Source organism: Sinorhizobium kostiense, from assembly GCF_017874595.1.
GTDB lineage: Bacteria > Pseudomonadota > Alphaproteobacteria > Rhizobiales > Rhizobiaceae > Sinorhizobium > Sinorhizobium kostiense.
Genome location: NZ_JAGILA010000008.1, coordinates 339,093 through 359,899, shown reverse-complemented (window position 1 = coordinate 359,899; position 20,807 = coordinate 339,093). Strand labels below are relative to the sequence as shown.

General features: G+C 62.2%; 19 protein-coding genes. 8 read left to right on the top strand and 11 right to left on the bottom strand.

Features of this window, described 5'->3' with window-relative positions; translation table 11 throughout:
• Positions 1–51: 51 nt before the first annotated feature.
• Positions 52–807: an SDR family NAD(P)-dependent oxidoreductase gene (locus J2Z31_RS25160; RefSeq protein WP_209605826.1), complete on the bottom strand. Its 756-nt coding sequence runs from the start codon at positions 805–807 to the stop codon at positions 52–54.
• Positions 808–1,234: 427 nt separating this feature from the next.
• Between J2Z31_RS25160 and J2Z31_RS25155 the strand changes: the two genes are divergently transcribed.
• The 6 genes from J2Z31_RS25155 (at position 1,235) to J2Z31_RS25135 (ending at position 5,221) form a co-directional block, all read left to right on the top strand.
• Positions 1,235–1,819, top strand: coding sequence for a L,D-transpeptidase (locus tag J2Z31_RS25155; protein WP_209605823.1), 585 nt, complete (start codon positions 1,235–1,237; stop codon positions 1,817–1,819).
• A gap of 190 nt (positions 1,820–2,009) precedes the next feature.
• Complete coding sequence (locus tag J2Z31_RS29455; RefSeq protein WP_234939637.1) at positions 2,010–2,153, top strand: ABC transporter; 144 nt, start codon at positions 2,010–2,012, stop codon at positions 2,151–2,153.
• Positions 2,154–2,315: 162 nt separating this feature from the next.
• A complete protein-coding gene (locus J2Z31_RS25150; RefSeq protein ID WP_209605822.1) occupies positions 2,316–2,906 on the top strand; it encodes a hypothetical protein in 591 nt (196 codons plus the stop codon).
• Between the two features lie 71 nt (positions 2,907–2,977).
• Entirely contained in the window at positions 2,978–3,565 is a 588-nt protein-coding gene (locus tag J2Z31_RS25145; protein ID WP_209605820.1) for a protein-S-isoprenylcysteine O-methyltransferase, read from the top strand.
• A gap of 10 nt (positions 3,566–3,575) precedes the next feature.
• Complete coding sequence (locus J2Z31_RS25140) at positions 3,576–4,358, top strand: hypothetical protein (RefSeq protein ID WP_209605818.1); 783 nt, start codon at positions 3,576–3,578, stop codon at positions 4,356–4,358.
• Complete coding sequence (locus J2Z31_RS25135; protein WP_209605816.1) at positions 4,355–5,221, top strand: SDR family NAD(P)-dependent oxidoreductase; 867 nt, start codon at positions 4,355–4,357, stop codon at positions 5,219–5,221. The genes J2Z31_RS25140 and J2Z31_RS25135 overlap by 4 nt, the downstream gene beginning before the upstream one ends.
• A gap of 66 nt (positions 5,222–5,287) precedes the next feature.
• Here J2Z31_RS25135 and J2Z31_RS25130 read toward each other — a convergent pair whose 3' ends face one another.
• The 7 genes from J2Z31_RS25130 to coaD form a co-directional block, all read right to left on the bottom strand.
• The gene (locus tag J2Z31_RS25130; RefSeq protein ID WP_209605814.1) at positions 5,288–7,897 is read right to left on the bottom strand and encodes an HAD-IC family P-type ATPase; all 2,610 of its coding nucleotides are present in this window, start codon (positions 7,895–7,897) and stop codon (positions 5,288–5,290) included.
• A gap of 74 nt (positions 7,898–7,971) precedes the next feature.
• Positions 7,972–8,208: a helix-turn-helix domain-containing protein gene (locus J2Z31_RS25125; RefSeq protein ID WP_209605812.1), complete on the bottom strand. Its 237-nt coding sequence runs from the start codon at positions 8,206–8,208 to the stop codon at positions 7,972–7,974.
• A 247-nt stretch (positions 8,209–8,455) separates the two neighbouring features.
• Positions 8,456–9,586, bottom strand: a complete 1,131-nt coding sequence (tgt, locus tag J2Z31_RS25120; RefSeq protein WP_209605810.1) for a tRNA guanosine(34) transglycosylase Tgt — start codon at positions 9,584–9,586, stop codon at positions 8,456–8,458.
• Positions 9,587–10,669, bottom strand: a complete 1,083-nt coding sequence (gene queA / locus J2Z31_RS25115) for a tRNA preQ1(34) S-adenosylmethionine ribosyltransferase-isomerase QueA (RefSeq protein ID WP_209605807.1) — start codon at positions 10,667–10,669, stop codon at positions 9,587–9,589. It lies immediately after the preceding gene.
• 74 nt (positions 10,670–10,743) lie between these two features.
• On the bottom strand, positions 10,744–11,253 hold the full coding sequence (locus J2Z31_RS25110; RefSeq protein ID WP_209605805.1) for a peptidylprolyl isomerase: 510 nt from the start codon (positions 11,251–11,253) through the stop codon (positions 10,744–10,746).
• Positions 11,254–11,275: 22 nt separating this feature from the next.
• Positions 11,276–11,848: a peptidylprolyl isomerase gene (locus tag J2Z31_RS25105; protein ID WP_209605803.1), complete on the bottom strand. Its 573-nt coding sequence runs from the start codon at positions 11,846–11,848 to the stop codon at positions 11,276–11,278.
• Positions 11,849–11,870: 22 nt separating this feature from the next.
• The gene (coaD, locus tag J2Z31_RS25100; protein ID WP_209605801.1) at positions 11,871–12,365 is read right to left on the bottom strand and encodes a pantetheine-phosphate adenylyltransferase; all 495 of its coding nucleotides are present in this window, start codon (positions 12,363–12,365) and stop codon (positions 11,871–11,873) included.
• A gap of 241 nt (positions 12,366–12,606) precedes the next feature.
• Here coaD and J2Z31_RS29655 point away from each other — a divergent pair, with 241 nt between their 5' ends.
• Entirely contained in the window at positions 12,607–12,735 is a 129-nt protein-coding gene (locus J2Z31_RS29655; RefSeq protein ID WP_268828530.1) for a hypothetical protein, read from the top strand.
• A gap of 152 nt (positions 12,736–12,887) precedes the next feature.
• On the opposite strand, the gene J2Z31_RS25095 is transcribed toward J2Z31_RS29655, so the two are convergent.
• The 3 genes from J2Z31_RS25095 to ypfJ form a co-directional block, all read right to left on the bottom strand.
• Positions 12,888–14,288 carry an MATE family efflux transporter gene (locus J2Z31_RS25095; RefSeq protein WP_209605798.1) on the bottom strand — a complete coding sequence of 467 codons (1,401 nt, stop codon included), beginning with the start codon at positions 14,286–14,288 and terminating at the stop codon, positions 12,888–12,890.
• 160 nt (positions 14,289–14,448) lie between these two features.
• A complete protein-coding gene (locus J2Z31_RS25090) occupies positions 14,449–15,708 on the bottom strand; it encodes a TCR/Tet family MFS transporter (protein ID WP_209605796.1) in 1,260 nt (419 codons plus the stop codon).
• A gap of 162 nt (positions 15,709–15,870) precedes the next feature.
• The gene (gene ypfJ, locus J2Z31_RS25085) at positions 15,871–16,806 is read right to left on the bottom strand and encodes a KPN_02809 family neutral zinc metallopeptidase (protein WP_209605794.1); all 936 of its coding nucleotides are present in this window, start codon (positions 16,804–16,806) and stop codon (positions 15,871–15,873) included.
• Positions 16,807–17,272: 466 nt separating this feature from the next.
• Here ypfJ and carB point away from each other — a divergent pair, with 466 nt between their 5' ends.
• Positions 17,273–20,761, top strand: a complete 3,489-nt coding sequence (carB, locus tag J2Z31_RS25080) for a carbamoyl-phosphate synthase large subunit (RefSeq protein ID WP_209605792.1) — start codon at positions 17,273–17,275, stop codon at positions 20,759–20,761.
• The last annotated feature ends 46 nt before the right edge of the window (positions 20,762–20,807 follow it).

Here is a 20,807-nt window from a genome sequence, read left to right as displayed (position 1 = left end):
CGCACTGCAGGCCGTGGCTCGCAGCAAAGCGCATTGACGTTCGGCAGCGATCTAGTGCGCTGTATAAGCTCCGTCGACGAGATGATAGCTTCCGGCAATGAAACTCGCCTCGTCGGACAGGAGAAAACAGACAAGCGCCGCCACCTCTTTCGGTGTTCCGCGTCTGCCCATTGGTTGGAGCGCCTCCAGGCGCCTCGTGTTTGCCAGTTCCTGATGGCCGGACAAGAGCGGCGTCTCGATCCAGCCGGGGCCGACGGCATTAATGCGGATACCCATTCGCGCGTATTCGATCGCAGCCGCTTTCGTCAGGCCGACGACGCCGTGCTTGGCTGCCGTGTAGGCCGATGCGGTGGGCAGGGCAACTGATCCGAGGATGGAGGACACGTTGACGATGGCGCCTCCCCCGCACGCCAGCATGGCCGCGATCTCGTGCTTCATGCAGTAGAACGTGCCGTGCAGGTTCACGTCCATCACCCGGTGCCATTCCTCGAGCGAATAGTTCGCCGTCGCCTTCCGCGCCGCTTCGATCCCTGCGTTGTTGACCGCCAGATCGAGCCCGCCGAGTTCCCGGGTCGCAAAGTTGACCAGCGTTTCCACCGCGTGCGCGTCGGTGACATCGACCGCGAAGTCGCGCGCCTTGCCGCCGGCAGAGCGGATCTCGGCCGCAACATTGCGCGCCGAATCGGCATTGATGTCCGAGACGAGGACTTCGGCCCCCTCGCCTGCGAGCTGGCGTGATATGGCAGCGCCGATCCCCGAGCCCGCGCCCGTAACGATCGCCACTTTTCCCGCGAAGCGAAGTTTCATTCTGCCTCCCTGTTCTTCTTCTGCTCTTGCGACCCTGTGCGTCGAACCAGAACGCAACAAGGGCGCGATAAGCCTTAGGCCGAGACGTCAGTCGACCAGACGTGAAGGGTCGGCGCAATACGTTTCGTCAGATCACGATGACGCGGTTGCCCCTGGTGCAGGTTAACCCGGAATGCCTCATCACCTCCAGTTGCGTCTGGCATTTTGGTGAGTCTCCCCCTTGATTGGGCCTTGAACGCGTGTCCGCCCGGTCACCTCGCAAGTTATCGCAACGTCTTGCGATCACTATGAAATACAGCCTCTGCCTATTTTTGATCGCGTGGGTCATGCGGCTTTCCGTCCCGTGCAGGATGCAAGGCTTGGCTAGCACCCGCAGCGGTGTTAAACACATGTAGTAACAGAGACTCAATCCGCTCAGCAGGTGAAAATGGGGAAAAATCACGTTACGCGCCGGATGCTCATGCTGGGCGGTCTGGCTTTGCTGGCATCCGGGTGTGTTTCGGCCGAGCGTCCGAGGGGAAGTGCCATTGCTGCCCGGCCGCGTCTCGACCCCCGCTATCGTCGGCAAGAGGTGGCTTACCTCGGACCCGAGGCTCCGGGGACGATCCTCGTCGATACGGAGCAGCGCTTTCTCTATTATGTCCAGGGCGGGGGATCGGCAATTCGCTATGGCATCGGCGTTGGCGAAGAGGGGCGCACGCTCAAAGGCAGGGTAAGGGTCGGTCGGAAGGCGGAGTGGCCTTCCTGGACGCCCACCGAAAATATGATGCAGCGAAAACCGCACCTTCGGCAGTATGCCGGCGGTGTCTCTGGCGGACTCCACAATCCCCTCGGAGCGGCAGCGCTCTACCTCTATCGAGGTGGGCAGGACACCATGTTCCGGCTGCACGGCACGAACGAGCCTTGGACGATCGGTCAGGCCGTATCGAGCGGCTGCATCCGGTTGACGAATGATGATATCGTCGATCTGTACAGCCGCGCCGGCGTCGGCACGACCGTGATGATCGTATGATGGTGTTTTTGCGCGTATTTGGTATAAATAGCATGAGCCATGTGTCGTGAGGTCCCGTTGGACAGTTCCGCAGCGACAAAGCTGATACCAACTGTGTCTTTCATGCACTAGGCCCCGGCGAGAATCGCCACTATTACTTGGAGTGTTGCCTTCGAAAAACCATTCCCACTATTGAGGAAAGGACTACTTGATGAGCAGAATTCTAGTCTTGACGATTGCGTTGCTTTCTGTCGTTGGCCTCAGCGCCTGCGGTACGATCGGCAAAGGTAAAGGCAAAGCCCCGCCGCCCGTTGTGGCAGCAGAGCCTGTTGAACCCGCACCGGTATTCAAGTAATAGCTGAATTGGTGCCGCGGAGAGAGCTGAGAAGCCCTCGCCGCGGCACGCTTTTGCGACTGGCTCGGCTTGATCTGCCCTGCAGTCGAAAAATGCCTGAAAAGGCACGGGCCGGCGATAGCCTCGGCCTCACCATAGCTCAGGGACAGAGCGTAGTACGTGATGATACCTGTCGTAATCCGCATATCAGCAGTTGTTTTGCTCGCAATCGCCGCAGCAGCATGTCAGACGCAGGACAAGAAACCCGAACCGGGTTACGTCTCGAGCAGTCCGAATATCGATGGCCCCGCCAAGCTGGCTTCCCAAGTGCGGGAGCAAGGGTACTTCATCGAGTTCCGCTCGCGCTACGCGCTGAGTTATGGTCATTCCTACGTGATTTTCGGTCGGATCGACGAAAAAGGAGCCATGGTCAGCCCTGAGGTGGCGGGCCTTGCTCCAGCGACCAACGATACGGCACCCTATGTCATCGGCCATTTTCTGCCGGTGCCTGCCGAGACGGGCTGGAGCGACGGCGATCTCGAAGAAGAGTACAGGTCGGCAAGCTGGCGCATCATGCTGACCGAGCCGGAATACAGGAAAGTCGTTGCCGACATTCGAAAGCTGAAGGCCAAGGCCCGCTTTTGGCATGCGTCGCTTTACAATTGCAACGCGTTTACAGCCGAAATTGCCCGCTCGATGGGTTATAAGACGCCAAACATCTGGCTTAGGCCGCAAGAATTCATTACAAGGCTGCGCGAGATGAATGGCGGCTGACGCGATTTGTTCGAACCATCTCCGCTTCGCTGGCGGTCGGATCGTCGCAAGCCTCATTAAGCGGAGTGAACATGTCTATAGCTGCCATCGGCAAAGCGTTGTGGGTGCTCGGCGTCGTTGCCTGGTATCTCATCCGTCGTCCGTACGAGCGCCGCGCAAAGCGCGTGCAAATCGTCAGCCATCGCCGCTCACTTTCGGAGAAGGTCGGCCTCGCAGCCGCTCTGATCGGTCTCGGGATCGTGCCCGGTTTCCATGTCGCAACTGGCATTCCGCAAGCGGCGGACTACCCTGCCCGCGCCTGGGCCGTGGCCATTGGCGCCATTGCCTTCGTCGGAGCCATGTGGGTTTTTCGCAGAACGCATAAGGCGCTCGGCCGTAACTGGTCGATTACCCTCGAAATACGCGATCGGCATGAACTTGTCAGCAACGGTCCCTATGCCTTCGTTCGCCATCCGATGTATACCTCGTTTCTGCTGATGGGCATCGGTCAGGCCTTCCTGTTGTCGAACTGGGTCGGCGGCCTTGCCGGACTGGTCGGATTCGCCATCCTGTTTTTCCTGAGGGTCAACGAGGAAGAGCGGATGATGATGGAGACCTTCGGTCCGCAATATCGCGCCTACATGGAAAAGACCAAGCGTATCATCCCTTACATCTATTAGAGGTTGCACGATGCGAGGCCGCGCTCTCAAGCTCTCGGGCCCAAGACGGCTCGTCGGTGACCTGATGCGATTCTCGATCGGGGTACCGCGGGTCAGCGTTCAAAGGCAGATGAACCTTGCCCCCCTTCAGCAAGCGAGGATATCTCGCGGGCAGAGACCTTCCTGGACGGCACTCTTCCTGAAGGGGTACGCGCTCCTTGCGATGGAGACGCCGGAATTGCGGCGCGCCTACGTCAAGCTGCCGAGGCCGCAGCTCTATGAATATCCGGGAAGCGTTGCCTCCATCGCCCATGAGCGCGAATACGAAGGCGAACGCGTCGTCCTATTGAGCCTCATCAAGAACCCCGAGCGGCGTACTATTACGGAGCTTGGCGCATCGATCGACGCGGCGCGGAAACGCCCTGTCCTCGAGATCAAGGAATTCCGGCGCGCTTTGAAGATTGCCCGCGCGCCAGCGCCCATCCGATGGCTGCTCATGTGGCTGGGCCTCAATCTCGGACGGCAGCGCGCGCGCCATTTCGGCACCTTTCAGTTGTCCGTCTATTCCGGTCTCGGGGCCGAGTCGCTGAACCCCTTGACCCCCTTGACGACGCTCTTCAACTACGGCCCGATCAGCGACCAGGGCGCTGTCACCGTTCGTATCCATTACGATCACAGGGTCATGGACGGCGCCAATGTCGCCCGGGCGCTCGAGCGATTCGAGAGAATCCTGAACGGCGAAATCGCCGCCGAAGTGGCGAGCCTCGCACAAAACGAGCCCGCGAATGCGCGGCTGAGCGGTTCGGCGACATGAACGGCAATGGCATTTCCCGGCCGGCCGTGGTCGTGATCGGCGCCTCACGGGGCATCGGCAAGGCAATCGCCGAGGTGGCTGCGCGCGAGGGCGCAACAGTGGTTCTGGTGGCGCGCTCGCCGGAGGCGCTTGCCGCGGCCGCAGCCGATCTCGGCAATACCGCGCGGTCGGTCTTCACGCTTGCACTGGATCTCATGGCGGAAGGCGCCGCACGTCGCCTCGAGGCATTCCTGTCAGAAAACGATCTCGTTTGCGACGTGCTCGTCAACAGTGCGGGCTACGGCTTGCGCGGCGGCGCGGCGGTCATGCCCCTTGATGAGCAACTGGGGATCGTCGATCTCAACATTCGCGCACTGACCGAGCTCACCCTGCGCTTCCTGCCCGGCATGGTGGCGCGCGGCCGTGGCGGCGTCATCAATCTCGGGTCGGTCGCGAGCTTCACCCCCGGCCCTTTCATGGCCCTTTACTATGCAAGCAAGGGATTCGTTCGCTCCTTCTCGGAGGCGCTTCACGAGGAAGTCCACCGCACCGGCGTCACGGTCACCTGTGTAGCGCCCGGGCCGGTCTCGACCGAATTCCTCGAGCGATCGGGCGCCAACAGGGCGGCGCTCTTCAAGGTCCTGCCGAAGCTCGATTCCGAGTACGTTGCCGAATGCGCATGGCGCGGGTTCAAGAAGCGTCGCCGTCTCGTCATTCCCGGACTTTCTTCCAAGCTCGCAATCGCGCTTACCGCATTGGTGCCCTCGGCCGTCTTGCTGCCGCTCATTGCCCGCCTGCAGCGGCGAAGCAAGGATCCCTGCCCCTGCGGCTCGGGTAAAGCCTACATCGCCTGCTGTGCTGTGCGACGGCGCAGCGCGCAGTGACGGCCAGTCGGCGAAAAGCAGCGATTTCAGCCAGGTCAAAGGACGCAGACCGGGCCTGCAGTGCCTTCATCGTCGCAACCCCAGCCTGATCTGCTTTTCGATCTCGATGATCGCGAAGAACACGGCGCCGACGACGAGAATCAGCACGCCGTCCATGAGGGGTACGGGACGTGTGCCGAGGACGGCCTGCAACGCCGGCACGTAGGTGACTGCGAACTGGGCGATGGTGATGGCGATGATCACCCTCCAGACGACTTTGGTACCCTGCGCGGCCGCCCAGGTGAGGGAGGTACTGTAAATATTGCGGATGAAGAACAGGTGGAAGATTTCCAGCACCACCACCGTGTTCATGGCCATGGTCTGCGCGAGCGCGAGGGGATAGCCCCGGTCGACGGCATAGCTGAAGATACCGAAAACCGCGGCGAGAAACAGCATCGCCACCAGCACCACATGCCAGACCAGACTACCCGAGAGGATCGGCGCATCGCGGCGACGTGGGGGTCTGGCCATGGAGCCGGGCTCACTGGGCTCGAAGGCGAGCGCCAGACCGAGCGTGATGGCGGTTATGAGGTTGATCCAGAGAATCTGTACTGCCGTGACCGGCAAGGCGAGGCCCGCGAGCAGCGCCAGAACCACCACCACCGACTCGCCCGCGTTCGTCGGCAGCGTCCAGCTGATGACTTTCGTCAGGTTGTCATAGACCGTCCTTCCCTCGCGCACAGCTGCGACTATGGAGGCGAAATTGTCGTTGGCAAGAACGAGATCGGCCGCCTCTTTGGCGGCCTCCGATCCTTTCTGCCCCATAGCGATGCCTGCATCGGCGCGTTTCAGTGCCGGTGCGTCGTTGACACCGTCGCCGGTCATGGCGACCGACAGTCCGTTCGCCTGAAGGGCCATGACCAGGCGCAGCTTGTGCTCCGGGCTGGTGCGGGCAAACACGTCCACTCCCGCGACCTCTAACGCCAGCTGCGCATCGTCCAGCTTGTCGAGGTCCGCGCCGGTCAACACCCGGCTGGAGTTCTCCAAGCCGATCCGGGCCGCGATGGCGGCGGCGGTTCCGGCATGGTCTCCGGTGATCATCTTGACGCGGATCCCCGCAGCCCGGCATTCGGCAACGGCGGCTATGGCCTCGGGACGTGGCGGATCGATGAGGCCGACAAGGCCGAGAAAAGTGAGGCCGCCTTCGAGCGCTGCGGGATCGATCTCCTCGCCGCTCTCCTTTCGCTCCGCCAGAGCCAGAACGCGAAGACCCCGGGAAGCCATAATCTCAGCGCGCTCGTGCCAATCGGACAAGTCTATGCCGCCACACATCCGCAGGACCCGCTCGGGCGCTCCCTTCACATGAACGAGGCCGCCGCCCTGGCCTTCGCTCAGCACGGCCATGAAGCGATGACGGGAATCGAAGGGGATGGCATCCAGCCGCCGGCCGTCTGGCCGGTGATCACCGATCACCTTCCCCGCGAAGGCCAGCAGAGCCCCTTCCATCGGATCGCCCTCGGCAATCCAAATCCCGTCTCGGCAGGTAATTGCCGCGTCGTTGCACAGCAGTGCCGCGCGCGCCAGACGTGAAAGGTCGCCCGCAGGCGTGACGGCGCCAGCCGGGGCATAGCCCTCGCCTGCAATCTCGAAAATGCCGTCGGGCGTCTCGACCACCGCAACGAGCATCTCGTTGCGGGTCAGTGTCCCGGTCTTGTCGGTGCAGATGACCGAGACAGAGCCGATGGCCTCGATCGCAGGCAGGTGGCGGACTATGGCATGACGTCGCGCCATGGCTTGCACGCCAATGGCCAGCGTGATGGTCATGACGGCGGGCAGGCCCTCGGGGATCGCCGCTACCGCGACGCCGATCACTACCATGAGCATCTCGCCGAACGCGTGGTGACCGATGAAGTAGCCGTAAACCAGAAGGAGTGCGGCGATCAGCAGGATCAGGAACGACAGCCACCGTGCGAAATTATCCATCTGCGCGACGAGCGGCGTCGTCAATTGCTCGACGCCTTCCACAAGCCCGCCGATCCGGCCGATCTCGGTGGCGCCACCGGTGTGGACGACCAGGCCTTTGGCCGTGCCCTGCGTGACCAGCGTACCCGACCACAGCATGGAGCGACGGTCGCCGAGCGGGGCGTGGGCGGCCACGGATGGCACGGTTTTCTCAACCGGAACGGATTCACCGGTCAGGATCGCCTCCTGCGCGGAGAGGCCCCGCGCCTCGATCAGGCGAAGGTCGGCCGGAACCTTGTCGCCCGCCTCCAGCACCACAATGTCGCCCGGCACGAGGTCGGTGCCATCCACTGTCATCCGGGCGCCGTCCCGCAAGACCGACGCATGCGGCGCCAGTATGTTCCTGATCGCCGCCATCGCCGCCTCGGCCTTGCCCTCCTGCAGATGGCCGATCACGGCATTGGCCAGCACCACTGCCAGGATCACGCCGGTATCGACCCAGTGCTGAAGCAGAGCGGTCACCGCCGCCGCGCCAAGCAGCACATAGATCAGAAGATTGTGGAACTGCGCCAAAAACCGAAGCAGCCGTCCACGCCGGCGTGTCTCGGGCAGCCGGTTCGGCCCGAAAGCGTGCAGCCTTCGTGCGGCCTCCGTCCGGCTGAGACCCCCGGTGCTTGCGTCGAGCAATTCAAGGCAGGTTTCCACCGATGTACTGTGGGGATCGTCAATCTGCATGCACAAATCCCTTCATCGTGCGGTACAGCCGTCGTCCACCACCAGTTCGGCGCCAGGACGAAGGGGAACAACCATCAGCGCTCCCGTCGGTCGGAATGATCGGCAGGGTTGATCTCGACTGGAAGAGTCGAGCGCGGGCGCATTTCGTGCTGGCGCAGGAATTCATCGAGGTCGGCGTCGGAGATACGCCAGCCCTTGCCGATGTCGATCGCCCGTAACGCGCCCTCTTTGATCCAGTGGCGCTCCGTTGCCTCGCTGACCTTCAGGCGCTCGGCAAACTCCTGTACGGTCTGATATCGATCCTGTGGCATCGCATGGCATCGTTTGCAGTGATATGCAGCACAATACCGAAAGCAGGTCGTCTATTCTTGATCGAAGTCAAGGCTGATGCGCATCGCCGTTTGATGGCTCCCATGCTATAAGGAGCAGTAATCGTCGGGGGGGTGCAGATGGCAAGCAATTCCTGCTGCGGGGCTCGTCGTCGGCGACGACCGTCGCGACAATAAGCTTGATCAATGCGGCTGCTCGGACTCACAAGGTCCTATACGTTTTACGCCACTATACTGGAGGCAGATCGCCGCGCTTCCAGCCTTCTTGCGTTTCCGCCATGAAGTCGGCGTAACGCCCCTCCTCGATCGCCTTGCGGATACCCGCCATCAGTTCCTGATAGTAGGCAAGATTGTTCCAGCTCAGCAGCATGCCGCCGAGCGACTCGTTCGAGCGGATCAGGTGGTGTAGATAGGCGCGGGAATAATCACGCGCCGCAGGGCAGGAGGATTGCTCGTCGAGCGGCCGCATGTCTTCCGCATGGCGCGCATTGCGCAGATTGATGCGGCCATAGCGCGTAAACGCCAGACCGTGACGACCTGAGCGAGTCGGCATGACGCAATCGAACATATCGATCCCATGTGCGACCGACTTCAGGATATCGTCGGGGGTGCCGACGCCCATCAGATAGCGTGGCTTTTCCACCGGCAACACCGGACAGGTGACGTCGAGCATGTCGAGCATGACCTGCTGCGGCTCGCCGACGGCAAGGCCGCCGACGGCATAGCCCTTGAGATCGAGATCCTTCAGCGCGAGAGCTGAACGCTCACGGAGTTTTGGAATGTCGCCGCCCTGGACGATGCCGAACATCGCCTTGCCCGGCTGATCGCCGAAGGCAACCTTGCAGCGTTCGGCCCACCGCAAAGACATTTCCATTGCCCGTTCGATTTCGTCGGGCTCGGCCGGCAGCGCCACGCATTCGTCGAGCTGCATCTGAATGTCGCTGTCGAGCAATCCCTGGATCTCGATCGAGCGCTCCGGCGACATGTGATAGAGCGCGCCGTCGACATGGCTCTTGAAGGTGACGCCCTGCTCGTTGAGCTTGCGCAGGCTCGAGAGCGACATGACCTGGAAGCCGCCGCTGTCGGTCAGGATCGGCCGTTCCCAGCGGATGAACTTGTGCAGCCCGCCGAGCCGCGCGACGCGCTCGGCGCCGGGGCGAAGCATCAGATGGTAGGTGTTCCCGAGGATGATGTCCGCGCCGAGATCGCGGACCTGATCGAGATACATCGCTTTGACGGTGCCGACGGTTCCGACAGGCATGAAGGCGGGTGTGCGTATCGTACCGCGCGGCGTCAGGACCTCGCCGCGCCGCGCGGTTCCGTCTGTTGCAAGCAGCCTGAATTGAAACGTGTCAGTCATTCAGTCTTTCCGGAAAAGCAGGCTTGCATCGCCGTAGGAATAGAAACGGTAGCCTGCCGCGATCGCATGCGCATAGGCGGCCCGCATGGTGTCGAGCCCGGCGAAGGCCGAAACGAGCATGAACAGGGTCGATTTCGGCAGGTGGAAATTGGTCATCAGCAGGTCGACGGCGCGGAAGCGATAGCCGGGCGTGATGAAGATTCCGGTCGGTCCCGACCACGGACGGATTTCGCCCCCCTCGGTCGCCGCGCTTTCGATCAGCCGCAACGATGTCGTGCCGACGCAAACGATGCGCCCGCCACGCGCCCGCACTGCGTTCAACTTCTCCGCGGTCGCCGCATCCACATGGCCGATTTCCTCGTGCATCACGTGATCATCCGTGTCGTCGGTCTTGACCGGCAGGAAGGTGCCTGCACCCACGTGGAGCGTGACGAAATGGCGCTCGATGCCAGCCTCGTCGAGCTTGGCAAAGAGCCGATCGGTGAAGTGCAGTCCGGCGGTCGGAGCGGCGACGGCCCCTTCCTCACGCGCATAGATCGTCTGGTAATCGGCGCGATCGTGTGCGTCATCAGGGCGCTTGGAGGCAATGTAGGGCGGCAGCGGGATGTGGCCGACACTCATGATCGCCTCGTCGAGCGCCGGTCCGGAAAGATCGAAGCGGAGCGTGACCTCGCCGGCATCCCCCTTTTCCTCCACCGTGGCATCGAGAGCGCCGAGGAGGCAGGCGTTTTCGCCGTGACCGAAACTGATCCTGTCGCCGGGCTTCAACCGCTTGGCCGGCCGTGCGAACGCCCTCCAGCGGTCGGCCGCCACACGCATGTGCAGCGTCAGCGAGACCTGCGTGGCGACGTCTTCGCCGCGTCTGCGGATGCCCTCGAGTTGCGCTGGTATGACCTTCGTGTCGTTGAAAACCAAAGCATCGCCGGGATTGAGGAAGGAGGGGAGATCGAGAACGCCGTGGTCGCCGAGAACCGGCTCGCGCGCCGGCCGCACCACGAGCATGCGTGCGCTGTCGCGTGGGCTCGCCGGCCGCAGCGCGATCGAGGTTTCTGGCAGGTCGAAGTCGAACAGGTCTACACGCATCCGGATGTCTAACAAAAGCAAACCCGCCCCGGCGGCGTTCATGCGACCGGGGCGGGTCTGTGCATTAGCGCAAATTAGGCGTCGGCGGCAACCCGCATCGACACGATCGAGTCGGGGTCGCGGACCGGCTCGCCGCGCTTGATATTGTCGATATTCTCCATGCCTTCGATGACCTGGCCCCAAACGGAATATTGCTTGTTCAGCCAGGGAGCGTCGGTGAAGCAGATGAAGAATTGCGAATTGGCGGAGTTCGGCATCTGGCTGCGCGCCATGGAGCAGGTGCCGCGCACATGGGCGACGTTGGAGAACTCGGCCTTCAGGTCAGGCTTTGAGGAGCCGCCCATGCCGGCGCGTGCCGGGTTGAAGTGCTCGCCGCCGGTCTTGCCGTATTGTACGTCGCCGGTTTGGGCCATGAAGTCCTCGATCACGCGGTGGAAGACCACGCCATCATAAGCGCCCTCGCGCGTCAGTTCCTTGATGCGGGCGACATGCCCCGGAGCGACGTCCGGCAGGAGTTCGATCACCACCCTGCCCTTCGTGGTTTCCATGATGATCGTGTTCTCCGGATCCTTGATCTCGGCCATGGTTCTTCTCCTTCTGTGTAACTTATCTGCCGACCTTTACGCTGATCATCCGATCGGGATCGGTGACCGCGCCGTTGCTGGCCTCATCGCCCATCTTGATCTTGTCGACATTCTCCATGCCTTCGACAACCTTCCCGACGACCGTGTACTGTCCGTTCAGGAAGTCGCCTTGCGCGAACATGATGAAGAACTGCGAGTTGGCGCTGTTCGGGTCCTGCGAGCGGGCCATGCCGACGGTGCCGCGCTCGAACGGTACATTGGAGAACTCAGCCGGCAAGTCGGGCTTCGAGGAACCGCCAGTTCCGGCGAGCTCGGGCCGGAAGCCCTCCTTCATATCCCCATATTGCACGTCGCCGGTCTGGGCCATGAAGCCCTGGATCACGCGGTGAAAGGCGACATTGTCATATTCCCCGGCGGCCGCCAGCTCCTTGATCTGCTGAACATGCTTCGGCGCTATGTCCGGGCGAAGCTCGATGACGACCGGACCATCCTTCAGTTCGATGGTCAACAGGTTATCATTCGACTGCGCAAGGGCGCTTGCCGTGAAGGAGGCGAGCGCCAGCGCGCCGGCAAATGCGAGTTGAAGGATTTTCATGGGCTCTCCTTGCGTGATGTGATCAGGCTCTGTGTTTTGCCTGCAGCGCCTCGTAGACCGCCTTGGGAACAAAAGCGCTGACGTCGCCGCCCATTGCCGCGATCTGACGGACCAATGTGGCCGTAATGGGTCGAGACGCCGTTCCCGCCGGCAGGAACAAGGTCTGGATGTCGGGCGCCATCTGGTGGTTCATCCCGGCCATCTGCATTTCGTAGTCGAGATCGGTTCCGTCGCGCAATCCCCGCACCAGCAGGGTTGCGCCGTGCTTGCGGGCCGCATCGACCACCAGGTTGTCAAAGGAAGTGATGGCGACGTCACCCGCCCGCTCCGGCAGGAACTCGCCGAGCGACCGGCGGATGAGATCCGCCCGCTCATCGAAGGAAAAGAGCGGTGTCTTTCCCGGATGGATGCCGATCGCCACAATCACCTTCGACGCGACATTCAGCGCCTGAACGAGCACGTCGAGATGCCCGTTCGTCATCGGATCGAAGGAACCGGGATAGAAAGCCGTGGTCATCGCGCCTGTTTCCGTTTGGTGAAGCCTTTTGTCATGGACCGCTGCGAACCGCAAGGGCACGGCGGGCGCGCTGCTGTTCCCCGCGTGACAGCCGGGATGCGAAAACGAATGCTAATGGGAGAATGAATGCTGGATGAACACGACGTTCAAAATCGTTTCACTCCGACCCCTGTAGAGTGGGACACAGTGGGTGGAACTTTTTCGAGGAGAGTGCCGTTCTAGCGAATGAAGGGAGACGGTCATGGCACTTGCTCTGTTTTCGATGGTGATGTTCCTCGCGACGGCCTTTGCGGCAATGATCGCGCTTCGTGACGAAGCCAACGACCCCGGCGCGGTGCCGGTAGAGGCAAACAGGCCGAAGAGGAAGTGAAAGCGGCTACGGCCGAGGACCTTGAACCTTGACATGAATGCCTCAGGAACTTCTCCCACGAAGTTTCCAGCGACCTCGTTACTTCCCCGGATGGGGTCGCACTTGTGAGCCGGACGGTCTCCCCTGCCCGTCCGGCTTTTTTCGTTGCCTGATCAGAGTCCCGCGGCGGAAACCTGCAAGCGAAGCAGGCGGAAGAAACGCCAATTGAGCAACAAGGCCGCCGCCGCCAGACCCAGCACGAAGCCGAACCAGACACCGACGCCACCGAAAGCGAGCGGGAAGGCAAAGGCCCATGCACAGAAGAAGCCGATCGGCCAATAGGAGATCATCGCCAGAATCATGGGCACGGTCGTGTCCTTGAGACCGCGCAGCATGCCAGCGGCAATCGCCTGCAGGCCGTCCATCAGCTGGAAGGCGCCGGCAATCACGATCAGCGGCCCTGCCAAGGCAAGTACTTCGGCTGCGTCGGGCCGGCTCATGTCAAGGTAGAGCGCCGCGAGCTCACGGGGAAAGAGCGCGAAAATCGTGCTGCTGAAGGCGGCAAAACCGCAACCAAGCGCAAGCACCGCGACCGCCGCACGCCTCACGCCCAGCATGTCGCCGCAGCCATAGGCCAGACCGACGCGGACGGTGCCTGCTTGCGCAAGACCAAGCGGCACCATGAACGCGATCGACGCGAATTGCAGCGCAATCCCATGCGCTGCCAGCTCCATCGTGCCGATCGTGCCCATGAGAAACGATGCGACGGTGAAGAGACTGACTTCGGCGAGGATTGTCAGAGAGATCGGAATTCCGAGCCGCACGACCTCCTGGAAAACCGGCCAGTCTGGCCGCCAGAAACGCACGAACAGCTGATAGCGGTTGAGCTCGGGCCGGTTGCCGATATAGCCGATCGTCAGGGCAGCGCCGAAGAGTGCGACGCCGACAGCGGCAATCGCAGCGCCGATTATGCCGAGTGCCGGGAATCCGAATTTGCCGAATATGAGCAGGTAGCAGAGCACGGCGTTGAGAACCAGGGTGGCGAGCGTCACGTAGAGGATCACGCCAGCGCGTTCGAGGCCGCCGAGGAACGCTCTCAGCACCAGGAAGAGGAGGCTCGGAAACATCCCCCATTGCGCGACTCGCAGATATTCCCCGGCAAGCGCAGCAACCTCCGGTTTCTGTCTGGCGAAAAGCAGGACCGGCTCCGCCATCCACAGGATCGGTGTAGTCAGCAGGCTGTAGAGCAGCACCACCCAGATGCCCATACGCACCGAACGGCGGACCGAAACCTTGTCGCCGCGCCCCTGCGCTTGCGCGACCATCGGCACCACGGCATGCGCGAAGCCGCTGCCGAAGATAAAGATGGTGAAGAAGACCTGCGTCGCAAGAATAATCGCGGCAAGTTGGGTCGCGCCCAGCTGCCCGACCAGGAGCACGTCGGTGGCATTGATCGCGAGTTGTGCGAGTTGGGCGCCGATGAACGGCACGCCGAGATAGATGCTGGCGCGAAAATGCGTGCCCCAGGAATTGTCGGGCGTCGGAAGCGTGAGGTCTTTGGTAGCGGTCAGCATGGAAGTCCTCGCTCGGGCGCGCGATCGTCGCTCAAAAGGAGAGCGACGGCTTACAGCACCACCGAGGCGGGCGCCAGCCGCAAGGCCGACGATGCATTATTTTTCATCAAGCCATCAAGAAAGTTGATCAGTTTGCAGGCCGCGGGCAAAGTCGCTGGGGCTAGAGCCTTTCCGGGTTCGGCGCGGCATGCCGGAGCTCTCTCCCGCGCACCGGTTGCACCCGGAACAGGAAAACAGCGAGCGCGCCGGCAATCAGACACGCAGCCACCGCATAGGGTGCGCCTGAATACGCATAAGCGGTCGAATGGCTCGTGAAATACGCAAAAATCTGCGTGAACAGAAGTGGCCCGAGAATTGTCGTCATGCTCGATATGCTGGTGAGCGCTCCCTGTAACTCCCCTTGCGCCGTCGGAGGCACGTGCACCGAGGCGATGCTGCGCAGCGGCGGTTCGGCGAGGCTCTCGAGCGCCGTCGCGACGATCACGACGTAGACCATCCAGCCTTCCCAGGCGGCCGCATAGCCAACCATCCCCAGTCCGGTGAAGACGAGTCCGAGCGTCGCTGTTCGCCTTTCTCCCAGTCTCGAGACGACGCGTGGCAGAACGAGCGCCATGACGAATGCGCCGCCGACGCCGAAGATGCCGAGCGACAAGCCGATCTGTCCCTCACTCCAGCCGTAGCGATGGGACGAAACGAAGGACCAGACGGCCGGGTAGACAGCATGGGCGAGCCAAAGAAGGAAGAAGGCGAGGCATACCCTACCTATCCCGGAATACCGGCGCATCTGTTTGAGCGCGCCCAACGGGTTCGCCCGGCGCCATTCGAAGCGGCGCCGGTTGGTGGCGCCAAGCGTTTCCGGCAAAAGGAATATCGCGACGACGAAGTTGACGAAGGACAGGCCGGCCGCGCCGTAAAACGGCACCCGCGGTCCGAGTTCTCCAAGGAGCCCGCCGACGACCGGACCGAGCGCGAAGCCGGTGCCGAAGGCGATGCCGATCAGTCCGAAATTCCTCGCACGGTTGCCGTCGTCGCTGACGTCGGCGATGAAGGCGGCAGCCGTACCGAAGCTCGCGCCGCTCACGCCGGCGAGAATCCGACCGACGAAGAGCATCCAATAGCTCGTTGCGAGAGCACAGATGAGATTGTCGATCGCGAATGTAAGCACCGAAGCGAGCAGAACAGGTCTGCGGCCAAAGCGGTCGCTCAGATTGCCGATCAGCGGCGCGAAGAGAAACTGCATTGCCGAATAAACGAGCAGAAGCCAACCGCCGTCGATTGCCGCCTCCCCGACATCCGCTCCCGTCAGCTCGCGCAAATAGCTCGGCAACACCGGCACGATGATGGCGATGCCCATGATGTCGAGAAGCAGAATAAGGAAAACGACGGCGAGACCGCGTTGCACGAACTTCTTGTCGAGCATCAAGCTCCCTTCCCCGATGTCCGCCACAGCGGAGACAGAACGTGAACGACCTCACCAGATAAAGTGTAATCCCACAATGAGCAACGGAACAATCCGCGAACATTTCAAAGTTCGTGATCATGCCGATCGGCATGGCTTATGTGACGAAACCTTCGACGGGGCTCAGACGGGGCCGGAGAAAGTGTCGCAATCCTGCATCCTGCCGCTATCGAAGCCGCGCTTGAACCACGTCATCCGCTGCTCCGACGTGCCATGGTTGAAGCTTTCCGGCACCACGTAGCCCTGCATGCGTTTTTGCAGCGTGTCGTCGCCGATCTGCGTTGCAGCGTTCAAAGCCTCCTCAAGGTCGCCACGCTCGAGCAGGCCCTTCTGCTCGGTGAATTTGCCCCATATGCCGGCGAAGCAGTCGGCCTGCAGTTCGACGCGTACCGACATCTGGTTGGCCTCGACTTCACTCATGCGCTGTCGCATCTGGTTGAACTTGGGCAACACGCCGATCAGATTCTGCACGTGATGGCCGACCTCGTGTGCCAGCACGTAGGCCTGGGCGAAGTCTCCGGCCGCCTCAAACTTCTGTGCGAGTTCCTCGAAGAAGCTCATGTCGAGATAGACCTTGCGGTCGCCAGGGCAATAGAAGGGCCCGGAGGCGGCTGAGGCGAAGCCGCAGGCCGATTGCACGGCGCCATCGAAAAGCACGAGCCGCGGCTCCTGATACTCTTCGCCATTGGCCTGGAATACGCCTTGCCATGTATCCTCCGTTTCCGCCAGCACGGTCGCCATGAAGGCCTTCATCTCTTCTTCCGCCGCCGAGCCACGCGGCGCGCGCGAACCATCGGTCTGTTCGAAGCCGGGCATGTTCACCGGCCCGCCTTCGATGACCTGCAGCAGGTCGACACCCATCGCCCTGAACAGGAAATAGATGACGACGAGAAAGATAATGGTGCCGAAGCTCAGGCCTCCGCCTCTCCGACGCATGCCGCCGCCGGTTGGAATCCGAAACCCGCCGCCGCGGCCGAAAGGGTTCCGTCCAATGCCGCCGGGGCTCGTCCCTCGCCGATCCTCAACATTGCTGGACTGGCGACGGCCTTTCCACTCCATGACGTGTTCCTCCAAAAAAGAGCGGGACGCGGATAGCGCGGCTTCATCCACTCAAGGGATAGAATGTTGCAAAACGCAATTGCGGCAGCACGAGTTTCACCCGCGGTATCATTTAAAAAGGAGCCGGGAGGTTCTGCTACTGCAAGTCTCCCTATCTCTACCTCGGATCCGAGGACAAGGACATGGAGCAATCAAAGTGCTTCAGCAATCCATTGCGCGTCTGATGCGCGCGGCGCTGTAGGCAGCGGAGCGCCCGTCAGCTCGGTTGAAATGAATCGCAGCTGGGATGAGCCGAAGCGCCGCGGCGATGTTCGCTTTATTGTCGATTCCGGAATTTTCGGGGTTTCGCTTGCAGAAACATTTGCCTATAAGCCGCTTCTAGCCTGAAAACACCATTGTTGCGCGCCCCGGCCGGTGAACTCCCACCTTGGCCGGTTTTTCGCGCAGCCGAAACGGATGAGAGCCTATGCCGAAGCGCCAAGACATCAAATCGATCCTCATCATCGGCGCGGGGCCGATCGTAATCGGCCAGGCATGCGAATTCGACTATTCCGGGACCCAGGCCTGCAAGGCTCTGAAAGAGGAAGGCTATCGGGTCATCCTCGTCAACTCCAACCCGGCGACGATCATGACCGATCCGAACCTCGCCGACGCCACCTATGTCGAGCCGATCACGCCGGAAGTCGTCGCCAAGATCATCGCCAAGGAGCGTCCCGACGCGCTGCTGCCGACGATGGGCGGCCAGACGGCGCTCAATACCGCGCTTTCGCTCCGCCGCATGGGCGTGCTCGATCGCTACAATGTCGAGATGATCGGCGCCAAGCCGGAGGCGATCGACAAGGCCGAGGACCGCGCCCTCTTCCGTGAGGCCATGGCGCAGATCGGTCTCGAGACGCCGAAATCGCACCTGGCGAACGCCACCGACATCAAGGATCACGACCGCAAGGTGCACGAAGCGGAACGCGCCGAGCTGAAGGGCAGATTTTCCGGTTCCGAGCTCGACAAGGCGCTCGACGACCTGGAAAACCAGTGGAACCTCGGCGAGGGCGATCGCAAGCAGCGCTACGTGAACCATGCCATGGCGATCGCGGCCCAGGCGCTGGACGAGGTCGGCCTACCGGCGATCATCCGGCCCTCCTTCACGCTGGGCGGCACCGGCGGCGGCATCGCCTATAACCGTTCGGAGTTCTTCGATATCGTCGCCAGCGGGCTCGATGCCTCGCCGACCACCGAAGTGCTGATCGAGGAGTCGGTTCTCGGCTGGAAGGAGTATGAGATGGAGGTGGTCCGCGACAAGGCGGACAATTGCATCATCATCTGCTCGATCGAGAATATCGACCCGATGGGCGTGCACACGGGCGATTCGATCACCGTCGCCCCGGCGCTGACCTTGACCGACAAGGAATACCAGATCATGCGCAACGCCTCGATCGCGGTGCTGCGCGAGATCGGCGTCGAGACCGGCGGCTCCAACGTTCAGTTCGCGGTCAACCCCGTCAATGGCCGCCTGGTCGTCATCGAGATGAACCCGCGTGTGTCGCGTTCCTCGGCGCTCGCCTCCAAGGCGACGGGTTTTCCAATTGCCAAGATCGCCGCCAAGCTTGCCGTCGGCTATACACTGGACGAGCTCGAGAACGACATCACCGGCGGTGCGACGCCCGCCTCGTTCGAGCCGTCGATCGACTATGTCGTCACCAAGATCCCGCGCTTCGCCTTCGAGAAATTCCCCGGTGCCGAGCCGACGCTCACGACGGCGATGAAGTCGGTCGGTGAAGTGATGGCGATCGGCCGCACTTTCGCCGAATCCCTGCAGAAGGCGCTTCGCGGGCTTGAAACCGGCCTCACCGGCCTCGACGAGATCGACATCCCCGATTTCGATGAGAACGGCGACGGCCGCAACGCCATCCGTGCCGCTCTCGGCACGCCGACGCCGGACCGCCTGCGCATGGTTGCCCAGGCGCTGCGCCTCGGCATGAGCGAGGCGGAGGTGCACGAAGCCTGCAAGATCGACCCCTGGTTCATCGCCCAGTTCAAGGCGATCGTCGATATGGAAGCCCGCATCCGCGAGCACGGCCTGCCCGAGGACGCCGAAAACCTGCGCATGCTGAAGGCGATGGGCTTCTCCGATGCCCGCCTTGCAACGCTTACGGGCAAGCGCCCGAAGGAAGTCGCAGAGCTGCGCAACCGGCTGAACGTCCGCCCTGTCTATAAGCGCATCGACACTTGTGCCGCTGAGTTCGCTTCGCCGACCGCCTACATGTACTCGACCTATGAGACTCCCTTCGTCGGCGCCGCGCGCTCGGAGGCACAGGTTTCCGATCGCAAGAAGGTGGTCATTCTCGGCGGCGGGCCGAACCGGATCGGCCAGGGCATCGAGTTCGACTATTGCTGCTGCCATGCGGCCTTCGCGTTGAAGGACGCTGGCTATGAAGCGATCATGGTCAACTGCAATCCGGAAACCGTCTCGACCGACTACGACACGTCCGACCGGCTTTATTTCGAGCCGCTGACGGCGGAGGACGTGATCGAGATCATGCGCGCCGAACAGGAAAACGGCACGCTGCACGGCGTTATCGTGCAATTCGGCGGCCAGACGCCGCTGAAGCTCGCCGAAGCGCTCGAAAAGAACGGCATTCCGATCCTTGGAACGGCGCCGGACGCGATCGATCTGGCCGAGGACCGCGACCGGTTCCAGAAGCTCCTGATGAAGCTCGACCTCAACCAGCCGCGCAACGGCATCGCCTATTCGGTCGAGCAGGCGCGCCTCGTCGCCGCCGAGATCGGCTTCCCGTTGGTCGTGCGTCCCTCCTACGTTCTCGGCGGCCGCGCCATGCAGATCATTCATTCCGAAAGCATGCTGCAGACCTACCTGCTCGACACCGTGCCCGGTCTCGTACCCGAGGACATCAAGCAGCGCTACCCGAACGACAAGACCGGCCAGATCAACACGCTTCTCGGCAAGAACCCCCTGCTCTTCGACAGCTATCTGACCAATGCGACTGAAGTGGACGTCGACTGCCTGTGCGACGGCAAGGATGTCTTCGTGTCGGGCATCATGGAGCATATCGAGGAGGCCGGCATCCACTCCGGCGACTCCGCCTGCTCGCTGCCGGTGCACACGCTGGACAAGGATACGGTTGAGGAGCTCGAGCGCCAGACGGCGGCGCTGGCGAAAGCGCTGAACGTCGGCGGCTTGATGAACGTGCAGTTCGCCATCAAGGATGGCACGATCTACGTGCTCGAGGTCAATCCCCGCGCCTCGCGCACGGTTCCGTTCGTGGCAAAGACGATCGGTGCGCCGATCGCGAAGATCGCCGCGCGCATCATGGCCGGAGAAACGCTCGAGCAGGCGATTGCCGCCTATGGCAGGAAACCGGATCCGCGCAACCTGAAGCACATCGCCGTCAAGGAAGCGGTCTTCCCCTTCGCCCGTTTCCCCGGGGTCGACACGCTGCTCGGTCCGGAAATGCGCTCGACGGGCGAGGTGATCGGCCTCGATACCGATTACGCGCTTGCCTTCGCCAAGTCCCAGCTCGGCGCCGGTGTCGACCTGCCGCGCGACGGCGTGGTCTTCGTCTCGGTTCGCGACGAGGACAAGCCGGGCGTGCTGCCGGCGATCCGCATCCTTGCCGATATCGGCTTCAAGGTCATGGCAACCGGCGGCACGGCCCGCTTCCTCGCCGACCACGGTATTACGGCGACCAAGATCAACAAGGTCCTTGAAGGCCGGCCGCACGTCGAGGACGCGATCCGCAACCGCCAGGTGCAGCTCGTCATCAACACGACCGACGGCAACAAGGCGATCTCGGACTCCAAATCTCTGCGGCGCGCGACCCTGATGCAGAAGGTCCCCTACTACACAACAATGGCCGGGGCGGAGGCCGCAGCTCTTGCCATCAAGGCGCTGAAGGCTGGAAACCTGGAAGTCCGGCCCCTGCAGGACTATTTCAATTGATCCCGGAGACACGGACAGCGCTGCGCGCCCTTTAGGCGCGCAAGGG

What these genes read in the sequence shown, in the direction of transcription:
- J2Z31_RS25150 (WP_209605822.1), top strand. Translation starts at nt 2,316, where the DNA reads ATGATACCTGTCGTAATCCGCATATCAGCAGTTGTTTTGCTCGCAATC.
- J2Z31_RS25140 (WP_209605818.1), top strand. Translation starts at nt 3,576, where the DNA reads ATGCGAGGCCGCGCTCTCAAGCTCTCGGGCCCAAGACGGCTCGTCGGT.
- J2Z31_RS29455 (WP_234939637.1), top strand. Translation starts at nt 2,010, where the DNA reads ATGAGCAGAATTCTAGTCTTGACGATTGCGTTGCTTTCTGTCGTTGGC.
- coaD (WP_209605801.1), bottom strand. Translation starts at nt 12,365, where the DNA reads ATGACCACGGCTTTCTATCCCGGTTCCTTCGATCCGATGACGAACGGG.
- J2Z31_RS25160 (WP_209605826.1), bottom strand. Translation starts at nt 807, where the DNA reads ATGAAACTTCGCTTCGCGGGAAAAGTGGCGATCGTTACGGGCGCGGGC.
- J2Z31_RS25135 (WP_209605816.1), top strand. Translation starts at nt 4,355, where the DNA reads ATGAACGGCAATGGCATTTCCCGGCCGGCCGTGGTCGTGATCGGCGCC.
- J2Z31_RS25125 (WP_209605812.1), bottom strand. Translation starts at nt 8,208, where the DNA reads ATGCCACAGGATCGATATCAGACCGTACAGGAGTTTGCCGAGCGCCTG.
- J2Z31_RS25130 (WP_209605814.1), bottom strand. Translation starts at nt 7,897, where the DNA reads ATGCAGATTGACGATCCCCACAGTACATCGGTGGAAACCTGCCTTGAA.
- J2Z31_RS25155 (WP_209605823.1), top strand. Translation starts at nt 1,235, where the DNA reads ATGGGGAAAAATCACGTTACGCGCCGGATGCTCATGCTGGGCGGTCTG.
- J2Z31_RS25090 (WP_209605796.1), bottom strand. Translation starts at nt 15,708, where the DNA reads ATGCTCGACAAGAAGTTCGTGCAACGCGGTCTCGCCGTCGTTTTCCTT.
- ypfJ (WP_209605794.1), bottom strand. Translation starts at nt 16,806, where the DNA reads ATGGAGTGGAAAGGCCGTCGCCAGTCCAGCAATGTTGAGGATCGGCGA.
- J2Z31_RS25105 (WP_209605803.1), bottom strand. Translation starts at nt 11,848, where the DNA reads ATGAAAATCCTTCAACTCGCATTTGCCGGCGCGCTGGCGCTCGCCTCC.
- J2Z31_RS29655 (WP_268828530.1), top strand. Translation starts at nt 12,607, where the DNA reads ATGGCACTTGCTCTGTTTTCGATGGTGATGTTCCTCGCGACGGCCTTT.
- tgt (WP_209605810.1), bottom strand. Translation starts at nt 9,586, where the DNA reads ATGACTGACACGTTTCAATTCAGGCTGCTTGCAACAGACGGAACCGCG.
- J2Z31_RS25095 (WP_209605798.1), bottom strand. Translation starts at nt 14,288, where the DNA reads ATGCTGACCGCTACCAAAGACCTCACGCTTCCGACGCCCGACAATTCC.
- J2Z31_RS25145 (WP_209605820.1), top strand. Translation starts at nt 2,978, where the DNA reads ATGTCTATAGCTGCCATCGGCAAAGCGTTGTGGGTGCTCGGCGTCGTT.
- queA (WP_209605807.1), bottom strand. Translation starts at nt 10,669, where the DNA reads ATGCGTGTAGACCTGTTCGACTTCGACCTGCCAGAAACCTCGATCGCG.
- carB (WP_209605792.1), top strand. Translation starts at nt 17,273, where the DNA reads ATGCCGAAGCGCCAAGACATCAAATCGATCCTCATCATCGGCGCGGGG.
- J2Z31_RS25110 (WP_209605805.1), bottom strand. Translation starts at nt 11,253, where the DNA reads ATGGCCGAGATCAAGGATCCGGAGAACACGATCATCATGGAAACCACG.